The 21,653-nt window shown below is 61.1% G+C and carries 17 protein-coding genes and 2 tRNA genes; 14 read left to right on the forward strand and 5 right to left on the reverse strand.

The features are described from left to right. Nucleotides 1-252 precede the first annotated feature (252 nt). Nucleotides 253-2,274 carry a DNA topoisomerase IV subunit B gene (gene parE, locus ELX51_RS07675; RefSeq protein WP_127752961.1) on the reverse strand — a complete coding sequence of 674 codons (2,022 nt, stop codon included), beginning with the start codon at nt 2,272-2,274 and terminating at the stop codon, nt 253-255. Nucleotides 2,275-2,544: 270 nt separating this feature from the next. Between parE and ELX51_RS07680 the strand changes: the two genes are divergently transcribed. Both ELX51_RS07680 and ELX51_RS07685 read left to right on the forward strand, forming a co-directional pair. Next, the gene (locus ELX51_RS07680) at nt 2,545-2,865 is read left to right on the forward strand and encodes a hypothetical protein (RefSeq protein WP_127752962.1); all 321 of its coding nucleotides are present in this window, start codon (nt 2,545-2,547) and stop codon (nt 2,863-2,865) included. 466 nt (nt 2,866-3,331) lie between these two features. Continuing rightward, nucleotides 3,332-4,009, forward strand: a complete 678-nt coding sequence (locus tag ELX51_RS07685) for a PilZ domain-containing protein (RefSeq protein WP_127752963.1) — start codon at nt 3,332-3,334, stop codon at nt 4,007-4,009. A gap of 47 nt (nt 4,010-4,056) precedes the next feature. Here ELX51_RS07685 and glnA read toward each other — a convergent pair whose 3' ends face one another. Beyond that, on the reverse strand, nt 4,057-5,466 hold the full coding sequence (gene glnA / locus ELX51_RS07690; RefSeq protein WP_127752964.1) for a type I glutamate--ammonia ligase: 1,410 nt from the start codon (nt 5,464-5,466) through the stop codon (nt 4,057-4,059). A 51-nt stretch (nt 5,467-5,517) separates the two neighbouring features. After that, the gene (locus ELX51_RS07695) at nt 5,518-5,856 is read right to left on the reverse strand and encodes a P-II family nitrogen regulator (RefSeq protein WP_035079039.1); all 339 of its coding nucleotides are present in this window, start codon (nt 5,854-5,856) and stop codon (nt 5,518-5,520) included. A 292-nt stretch (nt 5,857-6,148) separates the two neighbouring features. On the opposite strand from ELX51_RS07695, the gene ELX51_RS07700 reads away from it, so the two are divergent. The 11 genes from ELX51_RS07700 (at nt 6,149) to ELX51_RS07750 (ending at nt 17,118) form a co-directional block, all read left to right on the forward strand. Then, nucleotides 6,149-6,233 (forward strand) — tRNA-Leu (locus ELX51_RS07700). Nucleotides 6,234-6,276: 43 nt separating this feature from the next. Then, nucleotides 6,277-7,656, forward strand: coding sequence for a trigger factor (tig, locus tag ELX51_RS07705; protein WP_127752965.1), 1,380 nt, complete (start codon nt 6,277-6,279; stop codon nt 7,654-7,656). Between the two features lie 78 nt (nt 7,657-7,734). Then, nucleotides 7,735-9,225, forward strand: coding sequence for an NAD(P)H-hydrate epimerase (locus ELX51_RS07710; RefSeq protein ID WP_127752966.1), 1,491 nt, complete (start codon nt 7,735-7,737; stop codon nt 9,223-9,225). 64 nt (nt 9,226-9,289) lie between these two features. Then, on the forward strand, nt 9,290-9,520 hold the full coding sequence (locus ELX51_RS07715) for a hypothetical protein (protein WP_127752967.1): 231 nt from the start codon (nt 9,290-9,292) through the stop codon (nt 9,518-9,520). A 246-nt stretch (nt 9,521-9,766) separates the two neighbouring features. After that, the gene (locus ELX51_RS07720; protein ID WP_127752968.1) at nt 9,767-10,393 is read left to right on the forward strand and encodes an ATP-dependent Clp protease proteolytic subunit; all 627 of its coding nucleotides are present in this window, start codon (nt 9,767-9,769) and stop codon (nt 10,391-10,393) included. Between the two features lie 170 nt (nt 10,394-10,563). Beyond that, on the forward strand, nt 10,564-11,841 hold the full coding sequence (gene clpX, locus ELX51_RS07725) for an ATP-dependent Clp protease ATP-binding subunit ClpX (RefSeq protein WP_127752969.1): 1,278 nt from the start codon (nt 10,564-10,566) through the stop codon (nt 11,839-11,841). A 363-nt stretch (nt 11,842-12,204) separates the two neighbouring features. Next, complete coding sequence (gene lon / locus ELX51_RS07730) at nt 12,205-14,637, forward strand: endopeptidase La (protein ID WP_127752970.1); 2,433 nt, start codon at nt 12,205-12,207, stop codon at nt 14,635-14,637. Between the two features lie 131 nt (nt 14,638-14,768). Further along, the gene (gene tet / locus ELX51_RS07735; protein ID WP_127752971.1) at nt 14,769-15,956 is read left to right on the forward strand and encodes a Tet(A)/Tet(B)/Tet(C) family tetracycline efflux MFS transporter; all 1,188 of its coding nucleotides are present in this window, start codon (nt 14,769-14,771) and stop codon (nt 15,954-15,956) included. A 197-nt stretch (nt 15,957-16,153) separates the two neighbouring features. Further along, nucleotides 16,154-16,432: an HU family DNA-binding protein gene (locus ELX51_RS07740; RefSeq protein ID WP_127752972.1), complete on the forward strand. Its 279-nt coding sequence runs from the start codon at nt 16,154-16,156 to the stop codon at nt 16,430-16,432. A gap of 122 nt (nt 16,433-16,554) precedes the next feature. After that, nucleotides 16,555-16,630, forward strand: a tRNA-Val gene (locus ELX51_RS07745). 179 nt (nt 16,631-16,809) lie between these two features. After that, nucleotides 16,810-17,118, forward strand: coding sequence for a hypothetical protein (locus ELX51_RS07750; RefSeq protein WP_127752973.1), 309 nt, complete (start codon nt 16,810-16,812; stop codon nt 17,116-17,118). 35 nt (nt 17,119-17,153) lie between these two features. Here ELX51_RS07750 and ELX51_RS07755 read toward each other — a convergent pair whose 3' ends face one another. After that, nucleotides 17,154-19,973 (reverse strand): cation-translocating P-type ATPase, encoded by a 2,820-nt coding sequence (locus ELX51_RS07755; RefSeq protein ID WP_127752974.1) that lies wholly within the window; start codon nt 19,971-19,973, stop codon nt 17,154-17,156. Between the two features lie 272 nt (nt 19,974-20,245). Further along, nucleotides 20,246-20,845: a HupE/UreJ family protein gene (locus ELX51_RS07760; protein ID WP_127752975.1), complete on the reverse strand. Its 600-nt coding sequence runs from the start codon at nt 20,843-20,845 to the stop codon at nt 20,246-20,248. A gap of 403 nt (nt 20,846-21,248) precedes the next feature. Between ELX51_RS07760 and ELX51_RS07765 the strand changes: the two genes are divergently transcribed. After that, nucleotides 21,249-21,638, forward strand: coding sequence for a CrcB family protein (locus ELX51_RS07765; protein ID WP_127752976.1), 390 nt, complete (start codon nt 21,249-21,251; stop codon nt 21,636-21,638). Nucleotides 21,639-21,653 lie beyond the last annotated feature (15 nt).

A 21,653-nucleotide genomic window follows, 5' to 3' on the forward strand; every position in this document is an offset into this window, starting at 1 on the left:
CAGTTGCGTCACTTGCGGACCAAAAGGGCTAAGCTCGAACGCGTCCGCGTACACACATCAGGCCAATCGGGCGGGAGTGCAGGAACTGCAAAGCGACGGAATGGCCCTGAAACAATTTCAGCCACGCCAGCGATGGGCCCCGGGAGACCGCGATAAATGCCGGCAAGCCGGAAAATGCTCCAGCGGGCGGGACCATAGCGCAAAGCCCTTTCAAGTCAACGGCTTTGCGGCCGATAAGCTTAACTGGGTACTTTACACGTCCAGGTCGGTGACGAATGCCGCATTTTCTTGGATGAAGTCGAACCTTGCCTCGGGTCGATTGCCCATCAACCTGTCGACGCTGGACTTCGTTGCATCTTGCGTGTCGATCACCTTGACCTGCAGCAATGTGCGGGACTTGGGCGACATGGTTGTTTCGCGCAGATGCGCAAATGGCATTTCACCCAGGCCCTTGAAGCGGGTGACGTCAACCTTGCCTTTGCCCGTGAACTCGGTGGCCATGAGCTCGTTCTTGTGCGCGTCATCGCGGGCATAAAGCGTCTTGGCGCCCTGGCTGATGCGATAAAGCGGGGGTAGGGCGAGGAACAGGTGCCCACCTTCGATCAGTTTCGGCATCTCCTGAAAGAAGAACGTCATCAACAGCGAAGCAATGTGGGCGCCGTCGACATCGGCGTCCGTCATCAGGATGATCTTGTCGTAGCGCAGATCATCATCGCGATAGCGATCACGGGTGCCGCAGCCAAGCGCCTGGATGATGTCCTGGATGATCTGGCTAGCCGCTAGCTTGTCGCGGCTGGCACCGGCCACATTGAGGATCTTGCCGCGAAGGGGCAGCACCGCCTGGCTTTGCCGATTGCGGGCCTGCTTGGCGCTGCCGCCCGCGCTGTCGCCTTCCACGATAAAGAGTTCGGCTCCTTGCGCCGCGGTTTGCGTGCAGTCGGCGAGCTTCCCGGGCAGACGCAACTTACGGGTCGCGCTGGCACGGTCGATCTCTTTTTCCTTGCGCCGACGCATGCGCTCTTCGGCGCGTTCAACCGCCCAGTCCAGCAGCTTGCCAGCTTGGTTGGGGGAAGCGGCCAGCCAATGGTCAAAAGCATCGCGAATGGCGGTGTCCACGATCCGGGTTGCTTCACCCGAGGCGAGCTTGTCCTTGGTTTGGCCGACAAATTCGGGCTCCCTGACAAACACCGAGAGCATGGCGTTGCAGTGCGCGAACAGGTCCTCGGCGGTCACATTGGCCGCCGCCTTGTTCTTGGTCAGTTCGGCGTAGTTCTTGAGACCCCGCAGTAGCGCGGTCCGCAGCCCAGTCTCATGGGTGCCGCCATCCGGCGTTGGCACGGTGTTGCAGTACGAAGCAACGCCGCCATCTCCAAGGGTCCAGGCGATAGCCCACTCGGTTGCGCCGTGTGTACCGGGCTTGCCGTGGCTGCCCGAGAATATGTCATCGACGATCCGGGTTTCTCCGGCAATCCGGTCGGCCATGAAGTCGCGCAACCCACCGGGATAGTGGAAGACCGCACGGGCTGGCGCGTCGTCGCTCGCCAATTCCTCGTCGCAACTCCAGCGCAGTTCCACCCCGCCAAAGAGATAAGCCTTGGCGCGAGTCATCTTGAACAGGCGTGCGGCCGAGAAGCGGGCGCCGTCGCCAAAGATTTGCGGATCGGGATGGAAGCGCGTGGTGGTGCCGCGTCGGTTATTTATCCGGCCCAGATGCTGGATCTCGCCAACCGGCTTGCCGCGCGAGAATTGCAGGCGGTGCAGCTGCTGCTCGCGGGCGACTTCCACCACCATGTCATCCGAAAGGGCATTCACTACGGAAACGCCCACGCCGTGGAGACCGCCCGAGGTTTCATAGGCCTTGGAGTCGAACTTGCCGCCGGCATGGAGCACAGTGTGAACGATTTCCAAGGTGGAGCGATTGGGAAATTTGGGGTGAGTTTCGACGGGGATGCCCCGGCCGTTGTCGGAAACGGTAATATAGCCGTCGGCGCCCAGATGGACCTCGATGCGGCTGGCGTGGCCGGCGATCGCCTCGTCCATGGAGTTGTCGATCACCTCGGCAAAAAGGTGGTGCAGGGCGTTGATGTCGGTGCCGCCGATATACATGCCCGGACGGCGCCGGACCGGCTCAAGTCCTTCCAGTACCTCAATATCTGCGGCGGAATAGTCGTGCTGCGCGGGCGCTTGGCGCGCAGATGGCCGGCTACGCTCAACAGGCGCGGGTGCACTTGCTAACTCAGCTGCAGCTGCAAAAAGGTCTTCGACTTCCGACATGTTCCCCGTCTGCCGAATCGGCGTGTTCACTGTTGGTACCATATTGCGGTTACGCAAGCGCGCCCGCCCCATTCATGTAAGGCGCTTTCCCCAGATGAACAGTACATGAACGAAATCTGAACGGCTCGCGCAAGCCGCCGCTTGCCGCAGGCGAGCTTAACCACAGATCCCTCAATGATCGGTGAGCGAACACCCGGCAACTGCCCATTGGCGGTTGACGTTGGTGAAACGTATTGACCTGCAAGCTGCGACAGGACCGAAGGTAAAGCCATGAACAAAGCGCTGCCAACTCTGATGGCACTGGTCTTGACGCTTGGTGTGGTCGTGGCCCCGCTGCCGGCACAGGCGCAGTTCGGGATCTTTTTCGGTGACGAGGAGCGCGATTTTCTTCTTGGCCCGATGCTGTGCCTTGATGAGCGCCAGGTTCGCCAGTCGGTCGAGGCGCAGGGCTATAGCGATGTGTTCCTCAACGTACCCTATGACGAGCATATCCAGGTGCGGGCGACCCGCGACGGGTGGGTTTATCTGCTCGACTACAACTACTGCACTGCCGAGATCGAATCGGTCGAGCGGCTGCGCCCCGCGCAATAGCGGGCGGGAGTTGTCCCAGTATCGGGCGACGCATTTACCAAGCCTTTGCTTCTTGGCAGCACTTTTTTAAAGGCGCGCTGCTAGAACAAGGGTCATACGGTTTTGTGTTTGGAGTTGCCGTATGCGAGCTCGCAGGGATTGTCGTACTGCGTATCAAGCGGTCCCGGTAAGCTCGGTTGCTATCGACGTTTGGCCTTATGCCGGATCAGGTATTGCGTACCGGCTGGTCAATCTGTCTGCCCCCCGTTGGGGTGTCCTGGCGTTAGTTTCAGCGCTGTTCTATCTGGTCTAGTGTGCAGCAATCCCGCCTCGCGGGATCCCTTGCCCCGCCTTTCAGCTTTATTCTCGGGCGGGCATTAACCGGCGCTGAAGCCTGCCCCAGACTTGCGGGGAACGGGTGCCGGCCGGTGCGACTTGAACTCTGCGCAGTTAACACAAGTAATGACGCTGCGCGGAGGATTTCACCGTGCTGCCGAATCTGGACAAGCTTGTGCCACAGCTCAAGTCCGTGTTCGATCGTCAGGAACTCCGCCTGACCGCGAACCTGCCGGGCCGCTACGCCATCACCGAGCGCCGCAGTAGAGTCATTGAGCGATTGCCGGTTTTCACCTGCCACCTATGTTCGATCTCTCCTCATGGGGCGGCCGTGAAGGCCCCCGTGCTGGGTTTTGAAGGCGAGCGGGTATCCGTCTACTTCAACGCCTTTGGCATCCTGCCGGCTCAGGTTTCCCGCTCTACGCCGGAAGGCTTTGAGATGGTGTTCGACCTCAGCCAGGAAGACCAGGAACGGCTTGCGGCCAAGATCATCTGGCACAAGCGCCTGAATGAGGGTGGTCTCACCGATGCCCGCCGGTTTGAACGCGTTGTTCCGGAAAATGCCACAAGCACTGTGACGCTGCCAAGCGGCGAGCAGGAGCGATGCACCGTGGCCGACATTTCGTGCTCGGGTGCCGCCGTCTTGGCCTCGTTCAGGCCCGGCATGGGCACGCCGGTGGCATTGGGTCGGCTGATCGGCCGCGTCGTGCGTCACACCGAGAAGGGCTTCGCGCTACAGTTTCTCAAGATCCAGCCTGCGGATCGGCTCGAGGAGATGTTGCGGCTACCCAAGGGCCGCAAGGGGCAGGGGCCAGGTGCTCGAGGATAACAGAAAAAGGGGCCTTTCGGCCCCTTTCCTGTTTCTCCGGGTTCGGCTTAGGCCGAGTAGTACATCTCGTACTCGACGGGATGGGGGGTCTGCTCGAACTTGATTACTTCGGTCATCTTGAGCTCGATATAGCTGTCGATCTGATCGTTGTCGAAGACGCCGCCAGCCAGCAGGAACTCGCGATCCTTGTTGAGGCTGTCGAGGGCTTCGCGCAGCGAGCCGCAAACATGCGGGATCTGCATCAGCTCCTGGCGGGGCAGCTCGTACAGGTCCTTGTCCATCGGATCGCCGGGATGGATCTTGTTCTTGATGCCGTCGAGGCCAGCCATCAGCATGGCCGAGAAGGCCAGGTATGGGTTCGCCAGCGGATCGGGGAAGCGGATCTCGATGCGCTTCGACTTAGGCGACTGACCGAAGGGGATACGGCAAGAGGCCGAACGGTTACGGGCCGAGTAGGCCAGCAGAACCGGAGCTTCAAAACCAGGCACCAGGCGCTTGTAGCTGTTGGTGGTGGGGTTGGTGAAGGCGTTGATGGCCTTGGCGTGCTTGATGATGCCGCCGATGTAGTACAGGGCTTCCATCGAGAGGCCGGCATACTGGTCACCAGCAAACAGCGGCTTGCCGTCGCGCCAGATCGACTGATGGCAGTGCATGCCCGAGCCGTTGTCGCCAAAGATTGGCTTGGGCATGAAGGTCACGGTCTTGCCGTAGGCGTTGGCAACCTGGTGGATGACATACTTGTAGATCTGTACGTCATCGGCAGCCTTGATCATCGGGGCAAACTTGATCCCGAGTTCGTGCTGGGCAGAAGCCACTTCGTGGTGGTGCTTTTCAACCACAACGCCCATGTCGGCCATTGCAGCGAGCATTTCGCTGCGGATGTCCTGCGCGCTGTCGAGCGGCGGCACGGGGAAGTAGCCCTTCTTGAGGCCGATATGGTGGCCATTGTTGCCGCCTTCATAGGCGGTGTCGTTGTTGGATGGCAGTTCGGGGTGATCGACCTCGAAGCCAACCTTGAACGGGGTGTTGGAGTACTTCACGTCGTCGAACATGAAGAATTCGGGCTCGGCCCCGAACATGACGCTGTCACCAATACCGGACGCCTTGAGATAGGCCTCTGCCTTCTTGGCGGTGGTGCGGGGGTCGCGGGTATAGGGCTGATAGGTCAGGGGATCGAGAATGTCGCAGTTGATGGCGAGGGTCGATGCACCAAAGAACGGGTCCATATAGGCCGAGTTCGGATCGGGCATCAGCACCATGTCGCTCTCGTTGATGGCCTTCCAGCCACCGATCGAGGAGCCGTCGAACATGGTGCCTTCTTCGAAGATGTCCTCATCGACGACGCTCACGTCCATGGTGACGTGCTGCAGCTTGCCGCGCGGGTCGGTAAAGCGCAGGTCGACATACTTGATGTTCTCGTCCTTGATGCGCTTGAGGATATCGCTTGCGGTAGTCATTAAGTCTTCCCCTGTTTGGATCGGATGTTGGTTGATGGTCTCGCGCGCTACTTAAAGCGCGTCGTCGCCAAATTCGCCGGTGCGGATGCGGATGGCCTGCTCGATGGAATAGACAAAGATCTTGCCATCGCCGATGCGCCCGGTTTGTGCTGCGTTGCGGATCGCTTCGATTGCCTTCTCGGCCAGCTCGTCGGGACATACGACCTCGACTTTGACCTTGGGCAGAAAGTCCACGACATATTCGGCGCCGCGATAGAGTTCGGTGTGACCCTTCTGGCGCCCAAAGCCTTTGGCTTCGGTCACCGTGATGCCCTGCAGGCCGACTTCCTGCAGGGCCTCTTTGACCTCGTCCAGCTTGAACGGCTTTACGATGGCCTCGATCTTTTTCACGTGTGCCTCCACTTGCTACGATAGGCTGGTACCGCCTCACAGTATGCATGACCCGTGCCAACCCAAAGGGAAAGCCCAAAACGTAAGCTTTTGCCGTCCTTTGCGGCGAAACCGATGGGGAAAGCGGGTGCGCAGGGTCGGAGAATGAGTAGTTTTCATGCTCCATGCACAAAAAGCGGGCAGGCGACAGGTTGGCGAGAGGGCGAGCCGAGCCCGCAACGGCCGCAATCAAGCTTTGACTGCCGTTTCATCTTAGGCTAGACCCTCGCGCAACCCGGCCAGCGGGACTTTAGCGGGTGTGGCGGAACTGGCAGACGCACTGGATTTAGGTTCCAGCGCCGCAAGGCGTGGAGGTTCGACCCCTCTCACCCGCACCATATACTCTCTGGCCCAAACCAATCAAAACGGGATGAAGACCGAATGCAGGTTACCGAAACCCTCAATGAGGGCCTGAAGCGCAAGTTGAGCGTGACCATTCCAGCCCAGGACCTGGTGACGCGCCTTGATGCCAAGCTCGAAGAGCTCAAGGGCCAGGCCAACATCAAGGGCTTCCGTCCCGGCAAGGTGCCAATGTCTCACCTGCGCAAGATGTATGGCCGCTCGGCCATGTCCGAAGTGATGACGGACGCCATCAACACCACCGTGTCCGATGCGCTCGAAGAGCGCTCCGAGCGTGCGGCTGCCCAGCCCAAGGTTGACCTGCCCGACGATCAGGCCGTGATCAACGACGTGCTCGACGGCAAGGCCGACCTGGCGTTTGAAGTTGAATACGAGATCCTGCCCCCGGTTGAGCTGTCTGACCTCAATGGCATCAAGCTGGTCAAGCCGGTGGTCGAGATCACTGACGAGGAGCTCGACGCGGAAGTTAATCGCGTTTTTGCCCAGAACCGCGGCTATACCGACAAGGGCGACGACGCCGTTGTGGAAAATGGCGACCGGCTGGGCCTGAGCTTTGTCGGCAAGATCGACGGCGAACCCTTTGAAGGCGGCACCTCCGACCACGCCCATCTTACCGTTGGCGCTGGCGAATTCATCCCCGGCTTTGAAGAGCAGCTCATCGGCTTCAAGAAGAACGAGACCCGCGAAATCGAGGTCACCTTCCCTGAGGATTACCAGAGCGCCGAACTGGCCGGCAAGAAGGCGACCTTCGAGGTCACCGTGCTGCATATCGATGGCCCCAACACCGGCGAGCTGGATGACGAGTTCGCCAAGCGCCTCGGCCTCGAGAATGTTGCCGCACTGCGCGACGCTGTGAAGTCGCAGATGCAGTCCGCGCTGGAATCGATGAGCCGTCAGCACGTCAAGCGCCAGATCCTGGATGCGCTGGATGAAGGCCACAAGTTCGACGTTCCTGCCCAGCTGGTTGATGCCGAGTTCAACACGATCTGGAACCGCGTCGTGCACGAAATCGAGCACCACGGTCGGTCCTTCGAAGACGAAGGCACCACGGAAGAAGCTGCCCGCGAGCAGTATCGCACGATCGCCGAGCGTCGCGTGCGCCTTGGGCTGGTTGTCGCCGAAATCGGCAACAAGAACGAAGTAAATGTCACCGACGAAGAGCACCAGCAGGCATTGATCGCCGAAGTGCGTCGCTTCCCGGGTCAGGAACAGCAGGTTTACGATTATTATCGCAAGAACCCGCAGGCTCTGGCAGGCCTCCGTGCCCCCGTGTTCGAGAACAAGGTCGTTGACTATGTCATGGGTCTGGCTGAGCAGACCGAGCAGAAGATGACCCGCGCCGAACTGGCCAAGCTCATCCAGGCCGACGAGGACGATGTCCCCGAAGAGCACCATCACTAAGGGCGCAGCCCTTCACCAGAGCCGCCCTTCGGGGCGGCTTTTTTGTCAGCCTGTCCACCAGCCCGCATGAGCCGCACCATGACCAGCGCCCACCCCGATGTTTTGCTTACACCGCGGCAAATGGGCGAGGCCGACCGAGCCGCCGCCGAAGCGGGGATCAAGACGCTGCGGTTGATGGAAGCGGCGGGCCAAGCGGTGGCCGACGCGATCGTCGACCGCTATTATCAACGCTCCGTGCTGGTGCTGTGTGGTCCCGGCAATAACGGGGGCGATGGCTTTGTGGTCGCCCGGTTGCTCAAGCAGCGCGGCTGGCCAGTGCAGTTGCGCCTTCTGGGCGAGCGCGAAGCGCTGCGGGGCGACGCGGCGCAGATGGCGGCGCAATGGACCGGGCGGATCGAGCGGCCCTCGCCAAGCGACATTTCGGAGGCCGACCTCATCGTGGATGCGGTGCTGGGGGCCGGGCTTGATCGGGACGTGGCCGGCGAACTGCATAGCCTCTTTGAAATCATCAACGGCAGCGGGCTGCCGGTGGTGAGCATCGACATTCCGAGTGGCGTTGACGGTGCGACGGGTGCGGTGCGCGGCGTCGCCATCAAGGCGCAAACGACGGTGACCTTTTTCCGGCTCAAGCCGGGTCACCTGCTGCTGCCCGGACGAGCGCTTTGCGGCGAGGTGGTGCTGGGCGATATCGGCATCCCCGAGGCTGTGCTGGGGCCCATCGATGCGCAGACCTGGAAGAATGGTCCAACACTTTGGTCGCTGCCGGTGGATGAGCCGGCGGGCAACAAATATCACCGCGGCCATTGCGTGGTGGTGTCGGGCGAGCCGCTGCAAACCGGGGCTTCGCGCCTAGCAGCGCTGGGGGCCTTCCGTGCCGGGGCGGGGCTGGTGTCGCTGACCGGTACGCCCGAGGCGCTGGCGGTGCATGCGGCGCATGTCACCGCCATCATGCTCAAGCCGGCCGCGGACCCGCAGGCATTGGCGCAATTATTGGAGGACAAGCGGATCAATGCCGTGGTGGCGGGGCCAGCAGCAGGGGTGGGTCCAACAACTGCGGACAATGTGCTGGCCGTGCTCGCCTCGGGCGCTGCGGCAGTGCTGGATGCCGATGCGTTGACCAGTTTTGCCGATGAACCCGAGCGACTGTTTGCGGCAGTGCGGGCCAATCCGGAGCGGGCAGTGGTGGTAACACCGCACGAAGGTGAGTTCGAGCGCCTGTTTGGGCAATTGGCTGGTGGGAAGCTCGAGCGGGCGCGAGTTGCTGCGGCACAATCAGGCGCTGTCGTCGTGCTCAAGGGCAGCGATACGGTGGTGGCGGCGCCGGATGGGCGGGCTGTGATCAATGCCAATGCACCAAGCTGGCTCGGAACCGCGGGCTCAGGCGATGTGCTGGCGGGGATGATTGCTGGTCTGATGGGGCAGGGCATGCCCGGTTGGGAAGCGGCGGCGGCCGGCGTGTGGTTGCACGCTGAAGCTGCCAACCACTTTGGTGGCCCCGGCATGCTGAGCGAAGACCTGCCAGGGCTGCTTCCGGGGGTGCTGCGCGCACTGAGCGCACCGGCTGGCTGAGCTTGGCCCTTGCGCGGGCGGGAAAATTCGCTAACCCATGCGCCAACACTAAAGGAAGGCCAAGATGAGCGATTTGACCCTCAGCCAAGCCATGGACAATGTTTATGCCTCGCTGCGCGCCAACAACGAGGATATCGATCTTCACATTGCCGCGCTCAAGGGGGCGCTGGACCGTGAGGGATTAAAGGCCGCGACCTTCGAGCCCGCCAAGTTGGCGCAGAACAATCGCCAGGGCCGCAAGACCATGCAGGCCTATTTCCGCAAGCGCGGTGTGGCGGTGGAATTCGCCTCCTGACGGGCCCGCTATTTACCTTGGATGCGTTGTGCGTTGCTCCACTATTGAACCGCGCCCCAATGCCGCCTATCTCTGGCCTTACCGCGCGTTCATGCGGCATGGTCTGCAATCGGCTGTCGCGCTGATTCGAGTTTCAATGGCACGGTCCCCGGACCCTGGATGTCCGGTTTTCGGACGCGGACCGTGTTTCAACCAAGAGGGCTGACCGGTTTTCCACGCGATCCGGAACAGCAAAGGGGCATCTTAATGCAAGATCCACACGATCTTTATATGAACACGCTTGTTCCCATGGTGGTGGAGCAATCCAACCGCGGCGAACGCGCCTTCGATATCTACTCGCGCCTGCTGCGCGAGCGTATCATCTTCGTGACCGGCGTGGTCGAAGACAACATGGCGAGCCTGATCGTCGCACAGTTGCTGTTTCTGGAATCGGAAAACCCGAAAAAGGAAATCGCGCTTTACATCAACTCGCCCGGTGGCGTGGTGACGGCTGGTTTGAGCATCTATGACACCATGCAGTTCATCCGCCCGGCCGTTGCCACGATGGTGATGGGGCAGGCGGCATCCATGGGTTCGCTTCTGCTTGCTGCCGGCGAAGCGGGTATGCGCACTTCGCTGCCCAATTCGCGCGTCATGGTCCACCAGCCTTCCGGCGGCTTCCAGGGCCAGGTGACGGACATCCTGATCCATGCCAAGGAAGTTGAAGGCCTCAAGCGCCGCCTCAACCAGATCTACGAAAAGCACACTGGCCGTACCTATGAGGAAATCGAGCACGCCCTTGAGCGCGACCGGTTCCTGTCGCCCGAAGAAGCCAAGACCTTTGGCCTTATCGACAGCGTGCTGGAAAAGCGCGCTGTTCCGGACGCGGTTTGATCCCCGCTGTCCACACCAATGAGCATGCGCCCGCAACTGTGACTTGCGTTCAATTGCACCCAGCCGGATCGGCCTTTAAGGTCGGTTCGGCTTAGACTTTCTTTAGGCTCGAGCGTTACCGTCACCGATAACGCTTATTTTGGGGGTGTTCCGCCCCCGGGAGTGACTGGATGTCCAAAGAGACAACGAACGGCGAAACCTCAAAGAACACGCTTTATTGCTCGTTCTGCGGGAAATCCCAGCACGAGGTTCGCAAGCTGATTGCCGGTCCGACCGTGTTCATCTGCGATGAATGCGTCGAGCTGTGCATGGACATCATCCGCGAAGAGAACAAGACCTCCATGGTCAAGTCCTCCGATGGCGTGCCGACCCCTGCCGATATCTGCAAGGTGCTCGACGACTATGTCATCGGCCAGTTCCGCGCCAAGCGCGTGCTCTCCGTGGCTGTCCACAACCACTATAAGCGTCTGCATCACGCGAGCAAAAATCAGGATGTCGAGCTTTCCAAGAGCAACATCCTGCTGATTGGTCCGACCGGTTCGGGCAAGACCCTGCTCGCGCAGACGCTGGCACGCATCCTTGATGTGCCCTTCACCATGGCCGACGCCACCACACTGACCGAAGCCGGTTATGTGGGTGAGGACGTGGAGAACATCATCCTCAAGCTGCTGCAGTCCGCCGACTACAACGTCGAGAAGGCCCAGCGGGGCATCGTTTATATCGACGAAGTCGACAAGATCTCGCGCAAGTCCGACAACCCCTCGATCACCCGTGACGTTTCGGGCGAGGGCGTGCAGCAGGCCCTGCTCAAGATCATGGAAGGCACCGTGGCCTCGGTACCGCCCCAGGGTGGTCGCAAGCACCCGCAGCAGGAATTCCTGCAGGTGGACACGACCAATATCCTGTTCATCTGCGGCGGCGCCTTTGCGGGTCTGGAAAAGATTATCTCGGCACGTGGCGAAGGCTCGGGCATCGGCTTTTCGGCCACCGTCAAGGATCCCAACGACCGTCGCGTTGGTCAGGTGCTTGCCGATGTTGCTCCCGAGGATCTGGTGCGCTTTGGCTTGATCCCGGAATTCATCGGCCGTCTGCCGGTGCTGGCGACGCTGGAAGACCTCGACATCGCCGCGCTGATCGAAATCCTGACCGCGCCCAAGAACGCCCTCGTGCGTCAGTATCAGCGCCTGTTCCAGATGGAAGACGTGGAACTGACCTTCCATGAGGATGCGCTCAAGGCGATTGCCGAGAAGGCCATCGAGCGCAAGACCGGTGCTCGCGGCCTCCGCTCGATCATGGAAGCGATCCTCCTGGACACCATGTACGATCTGCCTTCGCTTGAAGGCGTTGAGGAAGTGGTGATCAGCGAGGAAGTGGTGCGGGGCAAGGATGTTCGTCCGCTCTACATCTATTCCGATCGCAAGAAGGAAGACATGCCCGCCGGGGCCTAACACCGGCGCGATACAAGATCGAAACGCCGGGCTTTGTGCCCGGCGTTTTCGTTTGCGGCTCCTTGCCGCGCCCCAGGCAAGCAGCCGTCCGTGGTTAACAAAAACGTAACCCCCATGGCATTGAACTGCAGATAACCCGAGCCAATATAGGTGTCATGGATAGGGGGCGCGCTGGCACCGGTAACGCCGATGGCGAGGGACACCCCAGCTCTTTTTCAAGGCTCTCGCGCCGAAAAGAATAGCTTGTGGCGTGCCAGCACAAACCTATTTATTAATGAGATTCAGCCCAGCATCCTCTTGGGCTGTCTGCAATGGGTGCGCTACCCATCACCCCACCTCGGCGCACCCTCGAAAGGAATAAAGATGACGGACGTCAATCCCGCCGCTGGCGACACCAGCCGTGACCGGGTTTACCCAGTCCTCCCCTTGCGCGACATCGTCGTATTCCCCGGCATGATCGTGCCGCTGTTCGTGGGCCGCGAGAAGTCGGTCAAGGCTCTCGAAGAGGTCATGCGCGACGACAAGCACATTCTTGTTGTGACCCAGAAGAATGCCCAGGACGATGATCCGGCCCCTGACCAGATCTACGCCACTGGTACCATCGCGACCGTTTTGCAGCTGCTCAAGCTTCCCGATGGCACGGTCAAGGTGCTGGTTGAAGGCCTGAGCCGCGCCACGATCGACCGCTATCTCCAGACCGTCGATTATTTCGAGGCCGAGGCATCGATCCTGCCTGAGCCCGAGGAAGATGCGACTGAAGTTGAGGCACTGGCTCGTTCGGCCCAGACCGAGTTCGAGAACTATGTGAAGCTCAACAAGAAGATCTCGGCCGAGGTCGTGGCCGCTGTTGGCCAGATCGAGAGCCATTCCAAGCTCGCCGACACCATTGCCAGCCATCTCGTGATCAAGATCAACGAGAAGGAAGACCTGCTGTCGACGGTTTCCGTTGCCGAGCGCTTCCAGAAGATTCTTGGCCTGATGGAAGGCGAGATCGGTGTTTTGCAGGTGGAAAAGCGCATCCGCTCCCGCGTCAAGCGGCAGATGGAGAAGACCCAGCGCGAGTACTATCTCAACGAGCAGATGAAGGCGATCCAGAAGGAACTGGGGGACGGCGAGGAAGGCTCGAACGAAATTGCCGAACTTGAGGACCGGATCAGCAAGACCAAGCTGAGCAAGGAAGCTCGCGCCAAGGCTGACGCCGAGGTCAAGAAGCTCAAGGCCATGAGCCCGATGTCGGCCGAAGCCACCGTGGTCCGGAACTATCTCGACACCCTGCTCGGCCTGCCTTGGGGCAAGAAGAGCAAGGTCAAGCGCGATCTGGTTCTGGCCGAAAAGGTACTGGACGAGGATCACTATGGCCTCGACAAGGTCAAGGAACGTATCCTCGAGTACCTGGCAGTTCAGGGCCGTACCGGTTCGCTCAAGGGGCCGATCCTGTGCCTTGTTGGTCCTCCGGGTGTGGGCAAGACCTCGCTCGGCAAGTCCATTGCCAAGGCGACCGGACGTGAGTTCGTGCGCATGGCTTTGGGTGGTGTTCGGGACGAAGCCGAAATTCGCGGCCATCGCCGCACCTATATCGGCTCCATGCCTGGCAAGGTGATCCAGTCGCTCAAGAAGGTCGGCAAGTCCAACCCGCTCTTCCTGCTCGACGAGATCGACAAGATGGGCCAGGACTTCCGTGGGGATCCCTCCTCGGCACTGCTGGAAGTGCTCGATCCCGAGCAGAACCACACCTTTGCCGATCACTACCTCGAGGTCGATTACGACCTTTCGGACGTGATGTTCGTGACCACCTCGAACACCTTGAACATCCCCGGGCCATTGATGGACCGCATGGAGATCATTCGCCTGTCGGGTTACACCGAACAGGAGAAGCACGCGATCGCCAAGCAGCACCTGATCCCCGAGACCCTCAAGGAAAACGGGCTGGCCCATGGCGAGTTTGAACTCTCCGACGAGATGCTGACCGCCTTGATCCAGCGCTACACTCGCGAAGCGGGCGTGCGTAACCTCAAGCGTGAAATCAGCAAGCTGATGCGCAAGGCCGTGGCCGAGATCGTCAAGACCAAGGTCAAGAAGATCGTCATCGACGAGGAAAAGCTGACCCAGTATCTGGGCGCCGATATCTTCAAACATGGCGAGATCGAAGCCGAGCCGCAGGTCGGTCTGGTGACGGGCCTGGCCTGGACTTCGGTGGGTGGCGAATTGCTGACCATCGAAGGCGTGATGACGCCAGGCAAGGGCCGCATGACCGTTACCGGCAACATCAAGGAAGTGATGAAGGAGTCGCTGACGGCGGCAACCGCCTATGTCCGCTCTCGCTCAGTCGAATTCGGCATCAAGCCGCCGATGTTCGATACCAGAGACATTCACGTCCACCTGCCTGAAGGGGCAACTCCCAAGGATGGTCCGTCCGCTGGTATCGGCCTCGCGACCGCCATCGTTTCGGTGATGACTGGCATTCCGGTGCGCAATGATGTCGCCATGACCGGCGAGATCACGCTGCGGGGCAGGGTGCTGCCCATCGGTGGCCTCAAGGAAAAGCTCCTGGCGGCGCTGCGTGGCGGCATCAAGACGGTGCTGATCCCCGAGGAGAATGTCAGGGATCTCGCCGAGATCCCAGATATCGTCAAGGAAGGCATGGAAATCGTGCCAGTCTCGCGGATGGATCAGGTGATCGCCCGCGCCCTGGTACGCAAGCCCGAGGCTATTGAGTGGAACTTCGAGGATACGGTTCCGGCCGTGTCAACCACGGTTGAGGCCGCTGACGAGGGCCTCACTGGCGGCCTGCACTAAGCTCTGGTGCAAGAGTAAACAAGGCGGCGGTCTCCATCGGGGGCCGCCGCATTTTTTTGGCTGCTGACAGGCATTGTCATGCGTTTGGGATGTACTAGGCTGCCCGCCGCCGTGCCCCCGGAACCTGCCGCATGAACAAACCCCTGGTCGTGATCCTTTCAGCAGTGACGCTGGACGCCATCGGCATCGGGCTGATTGCGCCTATCCTGCCCAGCTTGCTGCGCGAGGTGGCCCATCAGGGCGATGTGACGCTGCTCTACGGGCTGCTGATCGCCCTTTATGCGACCATGCAGTTTATCTGTTCGCCCATTCTCGGCGTGCTCAGCGACCGCTTCGGGCGCCGCCCGGTGTTGATCCTGTCGCTGTGCGGCGCGGCGCTCGATTACGTGCTGATGGCCTTGGCGCCCAACCTGCTGTTCCTGGTGGTCGGGCGGGCGATCGCCGGCATCACCGCGGCCAACATGGCGGTGGCTTCGGCCTATATCACCGACATATCTCCCGAAGATCAGCGCGCGCGGCGCTTTGGCTATTTCCATGCCATGTGGGGAATCGGCTTTATCGTCGGGCCGGTGCTGGGCGGCGTATTGGGGGAATATTGGCTGCGGGCGCCATTCATCGCCGCGGCTCTTCTCAACGCACTCAATTGCGCGCTGGCCTTCTTCGTGCTGCCCGAATCGCACCATGTGCGTGGCACGGCCCGGTTCAGCTGGACTACGCTGAACCCGTTCCTGCCGCTAGGCTGGGCGCTGAGCTTTCGCGCGCTAATCCCGCTGATAGCCATTCTGATGATCATGATGTTTGTCGGTCAGATGTACGGCGTCGTTTGGGTGTTGTTCGGCGAAGATCAGTTCAGCTGGAGCCCGCTCACCATTGGGCTGTCGCTGGCCGCCTTTGGCGTCTTCCATGCCGGCGCCCAGGCGTTTCTCACCGGCCCAGTGGTGACACGGTTTGGCGAACGCGCATCGCTGCTGATCGGCTTTTCGGCCGAAGTATTCTGCCTCGTTGTGCTCGCCTTTGCGGGCCTGGGCTGGGTGATGTTCGCCCTGATGCCGCTGTTTGCCGTGGGCGGCGTTGGCATGCCCGCCCTGCAGTCGCTGATCACGCGCCAGGTGGATGCCGAGCGGCAGGGCCAGTTGCAGGGCGTTCTGGCCAGTCTGGTCAGTTTGACCTCGGTGTTCGGGCCACTGTTTTTCAGCCTCGCCTATGCCGGGGTGCGGGGCGATTGGCCGGGGGCAATCTGGCTGGTCGGCGCGGCAATCTATTGTTTGGCGCTGCCGCTGATGTTCGGGCTGCGCAAGCTGGCTCCTGCGGGGGCGTAACCGACCGATTCTGGGGATTTTTCCCTCGGAAAAGCGCGGTGGAAGTCTTGCCCACCCTGATTTTCCCGTTCATTAACAGCTTGAGCGCGTCAGTCAGGAAAAGCCCCGGCTGCCTTGCGTCCTGGGCGGAATCGCCCAAGGGTGCCGCCATTTCCATGCTCGCCGTCAACGGCGGCCATTCTCTGTGAGGAAACGCTATGAACAAAAACGATTTGGTTGGCGTCGTTGCTGACAAGGCCACGATTACCAAGGCACAGGCTGCCGAGGCCGTGGATGCAGTGTTCGAAGCCATTGCCGAGTCCCTCAAGGCTGGAGACGAAGTTCGTCTCGTGGGTTTTGGTACCTTTGCCGTCTCGCGCCGCAAGGCATCCACCGGCCGTAACCCTGCGACCGGCGCCGAGATCAGCATTCCTGAGTCCAACCAGGCCAAGTTCAAGCCAGGCAAGGGTCTCAAGGACGCGCTGAACCCCGCCTGAACCAGAAAACTTCTTGGGGCTCCGCCTGCGTTTCGCGGCGGGGCCTTTTTCTTTGGGGATTTGCGGTTGACGCGCCCGGTCGCGCACCCTAATCAATGCCCTGCACCGGCCAAACGGCCTGTGGGCGATTAGCTCAGTTGGTAGAGCGCCTCGTTTACACCGAGGATGTCGGCGGTTCGAGTCCGTCATCGCCCACCATTCCCCTTCTCGCAAACTCTCTCTAGCGTTTGGCGACCACCGCTCGCCTGCAAGACATGGGAATAGCCTTGCGTTGTCCTCGCAGGCCATGCGTCAGCAGGAACTGACAGCATCATCAAAGCATCTGTTGAACTCATCCGGGCTGCAGCCGTTCAGGGGGAGCAACCCACGGAGTGGCGATGACGGAAGACGATCTCAAGATGCAGTTTGAACTTGTGCGGCAGTCCATAGGGACATGGTCCGCCGATGCCGTTCACTTCGTGGGCGCTGGCAGCGAGAGTCGGCAGGTGGGCACCCATGATGCTGACCAGATCGCTGCTGCCACGCGGACCCTTGACGCGATCCGGTCGGAACGGACCTCTCTGGCTGAGGCTACTGCGCTCGTCCCGACCAAGTCCGACGATCTGGCTCGAGGGATCGATATCGCGCTGAACGAACTGGACCTGCTGGAGCGGGACATCAGCGCCGCTTTGGCGGAGATGCGCTGAGAACTGGTCATTCCTCTGCAGCCTTGCGGTGAGATCTACTGCAAACGAGAAGCACCAGTCTGCCCAAACTGGGCGCTGACCCATTTTCGCGCTTCCCCGAGCCAGAGGACCATGCTGCCCATAAGCGTGCAGAAGAGCCATTGCTCGAAGGTCAGGGGGACGGTGCCGAAGGCGTAGTTCAGCGCCGGTACGTGGATCACCGCCACCTGCAGCAGCAGCGACAATGCCACCGCAGCCCAAAGCCAGTGATTGAGAAACAGGTGATGGAATGCGCTGGCGGTATCTGAACGGGTGTTAAAGCAATTGAAGAGTTGCGCCAGTACCAGGGCGGTGAACCCGGCGGTGCGTGCCTCCTCGAGGGAAGCGGTTCCTTCAACAAAGCCGCCGGGTAAGTAGAAGTCGATGGCGAACAGGCTCGCCAGGGCCATGATGACGCCACTATAAAGCACGCCCGCCCACATGCTCCGGTCGATCACGGGCTGGGTTGGGGAGCGTGGCGGACGAGCCATGACGTCGTCCGTCTCGGGATCGAGCCCCATGGCCAGCGCTGGGCCCGAATCGGTAACCAAGTTGATCCACAGGACCTGGGTGGCGAGGAGCGGCAGCACCAGACCTTCGCCTGCAGCATCGAGCCCGATAAAGCTCGCGCCGACTACGCCCAGGAACACGGTGAGCACTTCGCCGATATTGGAGGATAGCAGATAGCGCAGGAACTTGCGGATGTTCTCGAAGATTGCCCGGCCTTCGCGCACGGCCCGCACAATGGTAGCGAAGTTGTCATCCGCCAGGATCATTTCAGCGGCCTCCTTGGTCACCTCGGTGCCGGCGATGCCCATGGCAATGCCGATATCGGCGGATTTTAGGGCAGGGGCGTCGTTGACCCCATCACCCGTCATCGCCACCACTTCGCCATCCGCCTGCAGGGCGTCGACGATCTTGAGCTTGTGGATGGGGGCCACGCGCGCGAACACCGACGTGTTGCGTACGGCGGCACTCAGCGCAGCGTCATCCATGCCGTCAAGCTCGCCCCCAGTCAGAACGGGAGCGTCGGCATCAACGATGCCGAGCTGGGAGGCGATGCGCAGGGCCGTGCTCGGATGATCGCCGGTGATCATAACGATCCGGATGCCAGCACCGTGGGCATCGGCCACGGCGGCAGCAGCTTCCTCGCGCGGCGGATCGATCATGCCCACGCTGCCGACATAGATCAGGTCGTGTTCAAGCGCCTCGAGGTCCTCCTGTTGCTCGCTGCGCTCCAGTGGCTTGTAGGCTACCGCGAGAGTGCGGAGCGCGTCGGCTGACATCCTTTCGATATCGGCTTGGGCTCGCCGACGTCGCATTGCCTCAAACGGAAATGTGTTCATACCGACGCGGATCTGCGTGCAGCGCGCCATCAGCACATCAGGCGCACCCTTGGCGACGAGAACCGGTTGATCCCCCCACTCGCAATCACTGGCGATCGTCGACATCATCTTACGCTCGGAGGTGAACGGGATGTCTCGGATGCGACGAAACCGCCGTCGCCGACGCTCGTGGATGCCGAACTTCCTTTCTGCCACGAGGAAAGCTGCCTCGGTGGGGTCGCCTTCGACCTCCCAGCGGTCTTGATCGATCTGCCGGAGCGCGGCATTGTTGACAAGGCTGCCGCCGCCGATCACCACGATCTGCTCTGCCCTTAGCTGGCCGTCAGGCGCTATGTCCCCCGGCCCGAGTACCTGTCCGCGCGGCTCATAACCGACACCGGTGATGTGGGTGACGCCCGAAGCCGTGGCCACACGTTCGATGGTCATCTCACCCTGGGTCAGCGTGCCAGTCTTGTCTGAGCAGATCACGGTTGCCGAACCCAGGCTCTCGACTGAGGAGAGGTTCTTGACAACAGCCTTGTGCGTGGCCATCCGCTGCACTCCCAAGGCCAACACCAGCGTCAAGATGGCCGGCAAGCCCTCGGGAACTGCGGCCACGGCGAGCGACACACCAAACAGCATGATCGTGACAAGAGCGTCCGGGCTGTTTACGCCGGAGATGGCGATGATGGTGGCGACCACAACCAAGGCAATGCCGACCGCCGCTAGACCAAGGGTGCGCCCCAGCCGCGAGACTTCTCGCTCTAGCGGAGTTTGGTCTTCAGGCGTGGCGTGGAGCATGTCGGCCACGAGACCCATCTGGGTCTGCATGCCGGTTGCCGTTACGACGGCAAGGGCACTGCCTTGGGTGATCGCTGTGCCCTTGAAAACCATGCAGGTCCGCTCAGCGAGAGGGGCCGGCGCCTCAAGGGGGCGGGTGTTCTTGGCGACCGAAGCGCTTTCACCGGTGAGGGAGGCTTCCTGAGCGCGCAGCGCAGCCGCCTGGATCAGGCGGGCGTCTGCGCCCACAGCATCGCCTTCTTCGAGCAGGAGCAGATCGCCCGGCACCAACTCGGCGCTGGGTATCCGCCGCCGTTCACCGTCGCGGATGACCGAAGAGGTTACCGCCGTCATCCGAGCAAGTGCAGCCACTGCATCGGCCGCGCGAGCTTCCTGGATGTAGCCGAGCACAGCGTTCAGCAGCACGATTGCGGAGATGACGATGGCGTCGATAGGGAGAGGTTCATGCCCCTGGAGAAGCCAAGCGAAAAACGAAACCAGGGCTGCCAGGAGCAGCAGGTAAATTAACGGGTCCTCGAACTGGCTCAAGAAGCGCCGCCACTTCGGTACAGGTGCAACCGCACGCAGTTCGTTGGAGCCGTTCGCCTCTAGTCGCCGCTGCGCCTCCCCTTGCGCAAGACCGCGCTCGGGATCGCTTCGGAGAGCATCCACCACCGCGTCGGGCTGCTCCAGGGCCGGGTCGAGAGCCAGCTTATCGGCGGAGATGATCATCTTGCTCGCTCCTCGCTCGGGGCAGCCAAACGCCGAGGATGGAGCCATAGCAGCGGCGGAGCTCTGGTTTGGCTTAGCGGGCGTCGGGTTGGACCACCATCATGCCTGTCGCGGCGTCGGCGGCTTTGACTTCCATCAAGTCACCGCGGGTCCCGGGATGTCTGCTCGCCATACCCTGAAACGCAAAAGGCTTCCCCTGGGAGAGAGGAAGCCTTGCAACGACTAGATAATGAACTCCCTTGGCCGCGGTAGATCGGGAGGGGGTCAGGCGATCACAAGACGCCGGTCAGGATGCCGAGGCCAGCGACTGCTGCGAGACCGCCGGACGAGCGGACCACCGCGGAGCCGTAGTTGTCGCCAGCCTTGCCGATGAGGAAGCCGAGGCCAATTCCCGCTACATGCAGCAGCGCGGTGGCGACAAGGAAGCCAACTGCATAGGTGAGGCCGCCCGATCCCGCCGGCATTTCTGCGCCGTGGGCATAGCCGTGGAAGACGGCGAAGAAGCCCACGAGCCCCATTGCTAGGGCAACAGGCGCCTTGATGTTCATCAGGACACAGGCACCCAATACGATTACCGAAAGGGCGATGCCCAACTCGACCATTGGCACCTGGATGCCGACGATGCCCAAACCGCCACCCAGCGCCATCACCGCAACAAAAGTGACCGGCACCAGCCACAAGGCCCGGCCCCCAAGTTGATAGGCCAGCACGCCCACCATCACCATCGCCAGAATATGGTCGAGCCCGGAAACCGGGTGCGCGAGGCCGTGCATGATGCCGCTGCTTTCCCCGATATCGGGGTGGGCAAACGCTGCCGTTGGAAGCAAGGCAACCGCCGCCACCGCGACCCGGATTGCTGATTTGAATGCCATGGACGTGTCTCCTGTTCTTGGTCCGCCCGGGAATCTAAGTGGGACAACTTCTATTCAGAGGGTGTGGGGGAGTTCTTTTGATTTTCCGTCCACAACAAGTAAAATCGACTGGTGTGTTGATCTTGATACTCCGCACTTCTTTCCAATGATCTGGAGGCGTTAAGCGGGGTGCTCTCGATTATTATCACCCCAACTCGACCTCGATCAAACAGGGCCAGCTGCACACCAGCCGCAGCCGCCCGACCCTCCGCGCAAGCTATAGTCGTTTCGTGCGGAGCACTTTTGACGGTGGTCAAATCCCGCGGCGTGTTCCGGAGCATAGTGATCAAACGCATCGAGTTGCCGAACCAGCGGATCGCCTCGGTCGCTCGAACCACGCCGATATCACCAGCGGATCGACACAATGCAGTTTTCTGACCTTGTTTTCGTAGCCGGTGGTGGCGGTATTGGATCGGTGCTCCGGTGGCTTGTGGGCAAGCTCGTCAAGGAGCAGGGGCCAGGTGGGTTTCCATGGTCGACGGTGTTGATCAATGTCTCCGGCGCCTTCGTGATCGGTCTTCTTTCAGTGCTGTTCTCGGTGGAGTGGCATGACCGCTATGGGAGCCTGCTGAACGCGGGCGTCCTAACGGGCATTCTGGGTGGCTACACCACGTTCAGCACCATGCAGCTCGATGCCGCCAAGCTTTATCACTCCGGCAGCCCCGGCAAGACTGTCGGCTATCTGCTGGGCTCGGTGGTTCTGGGCATTCTCGCGGCAGGTGCCGGCGCGCAGCTGGCGCGGCTTGCTGGCTAAGTCCGCAGATGGAGT

It is taken from the genome of Devosia sp. 1566, assembly GCF_004005995.1.
Taxonomy (GTDB): domain Bacteria; phylum Pseudomonadota; class Alphaproteobacteria; order Rhizobiales; family Devosiaceae; genus Devosia.

What these genes read in the sequence shown, in the direction of transcription:
- ELX51_RS07715 (WP_127752967.1), top strand. Translation starts at nt 9,290, where the DNA reads ATGAGCGATTTGACCCTCAGCCAAGCCATGGACAATGTTTATGCCTCG.
- ELX51_RS07750 (WP_127752973.1), top strand. Translation starts at nt 16,810, where the DNA reads ATGACGGAAGACGATCTCAAGATGCAGTTTGAACTTGTGCGGCAGTCC.
- ELX51_RS07765 (WP_127752976.1), top strand. Translation starts at nt 21,249, where the DNA reads ATGCAGTTTTCTGACCTTGTTTTCGTAGCCGGTGGTGGCGGTATTGGA.
- ELX51_RS07720 (WP_127752968.1), top strand. Translation starts at nt 9,767, where the DNA reads ATGCAAGATCCACACGATCTTTATATGAACACGCTTGTTCCCATGGTG.
- ELX51_RS07760 (WP_127752975.1), bottom strand. Translation starts at nt 20,845, where the DNA reads ATGGCATTCAAATCAGCAATCCGGGTCGCGGTGGCGGCGGTTGCCTTG.
- glnA (WP_127752964.1), bottom strand. Translation starts at nt 5,466, where the DNA reads ATGACTACCGCAAGCGATATCCTCAAGCGCATCAAGGACGAGAACATC.
- ELX51_RS07680 (WP_127752962.1), top strand. Translation starts at nt 2,545, where the DNA reads ATGAACAAAGCGCTGCCAACTCTGATGGCACTGGTCTTGACGCTTGGT.
- ELX51_RS07710 (WP_127752966.1), top strand. Translation starts at nt 7,735, where the DNA reads ATGACCAGCGCCCACCCCGATGTTTTGCTTACACCGCGGCAAATGGGC.
- tet (WP_127752971.1), top strand. Translation starts at nt 14,769, where the DNA reads ATGAACAAACCCCTGGTCGTGATCCTTTCAGCAGTGACGCTGGACGCC.
- clpX (WP_127752969.1), top strand. Translation starts at nt 10,564, where the DNA reads ATGTCCAAAGAGACAACGAACGGCGAAACCTCAAAGAACACGCTTTAT.
- ELX51_RS07755 (WP_127752974.1), bottom strand. Translation starts at nt 19,973, where the DNA reads ATGATCATCTCCGCCGATAAGCTGGCTCTCGACCCGGCCCTGGAGCAG.
- tig (WP_127752965.1), top strand. Translation starts at nt 6,277, where the DNA reads ATGCAGGTTACCGAAACCCTCAATGAGGGCCTGAAGCGCAAGTTGAGC.
- lon (WP_127752970.1), top strand. Translation starts at nt 12,205, where the DNA reads ATGACGGACGTCAATCCCGCCGCTGGCGACACCAGCCGTGACCGGGTT.
- ELX51_RS07740 (WP_127752972.1), top strand. Translation starts at nt 16,154, where the DNA reads ATGAACAAAAACGATTTGGTTGGCGTCGTTGCTGACAAGGCCACGATT.
- parE (WP_127752961.1), bottom strand. Translation starts at nt 2,274, where the DNA reads ATGTCGGAAGTCGAAGACCTTTTTGCAGCTGCAGCTGAGTTAGCAAGT.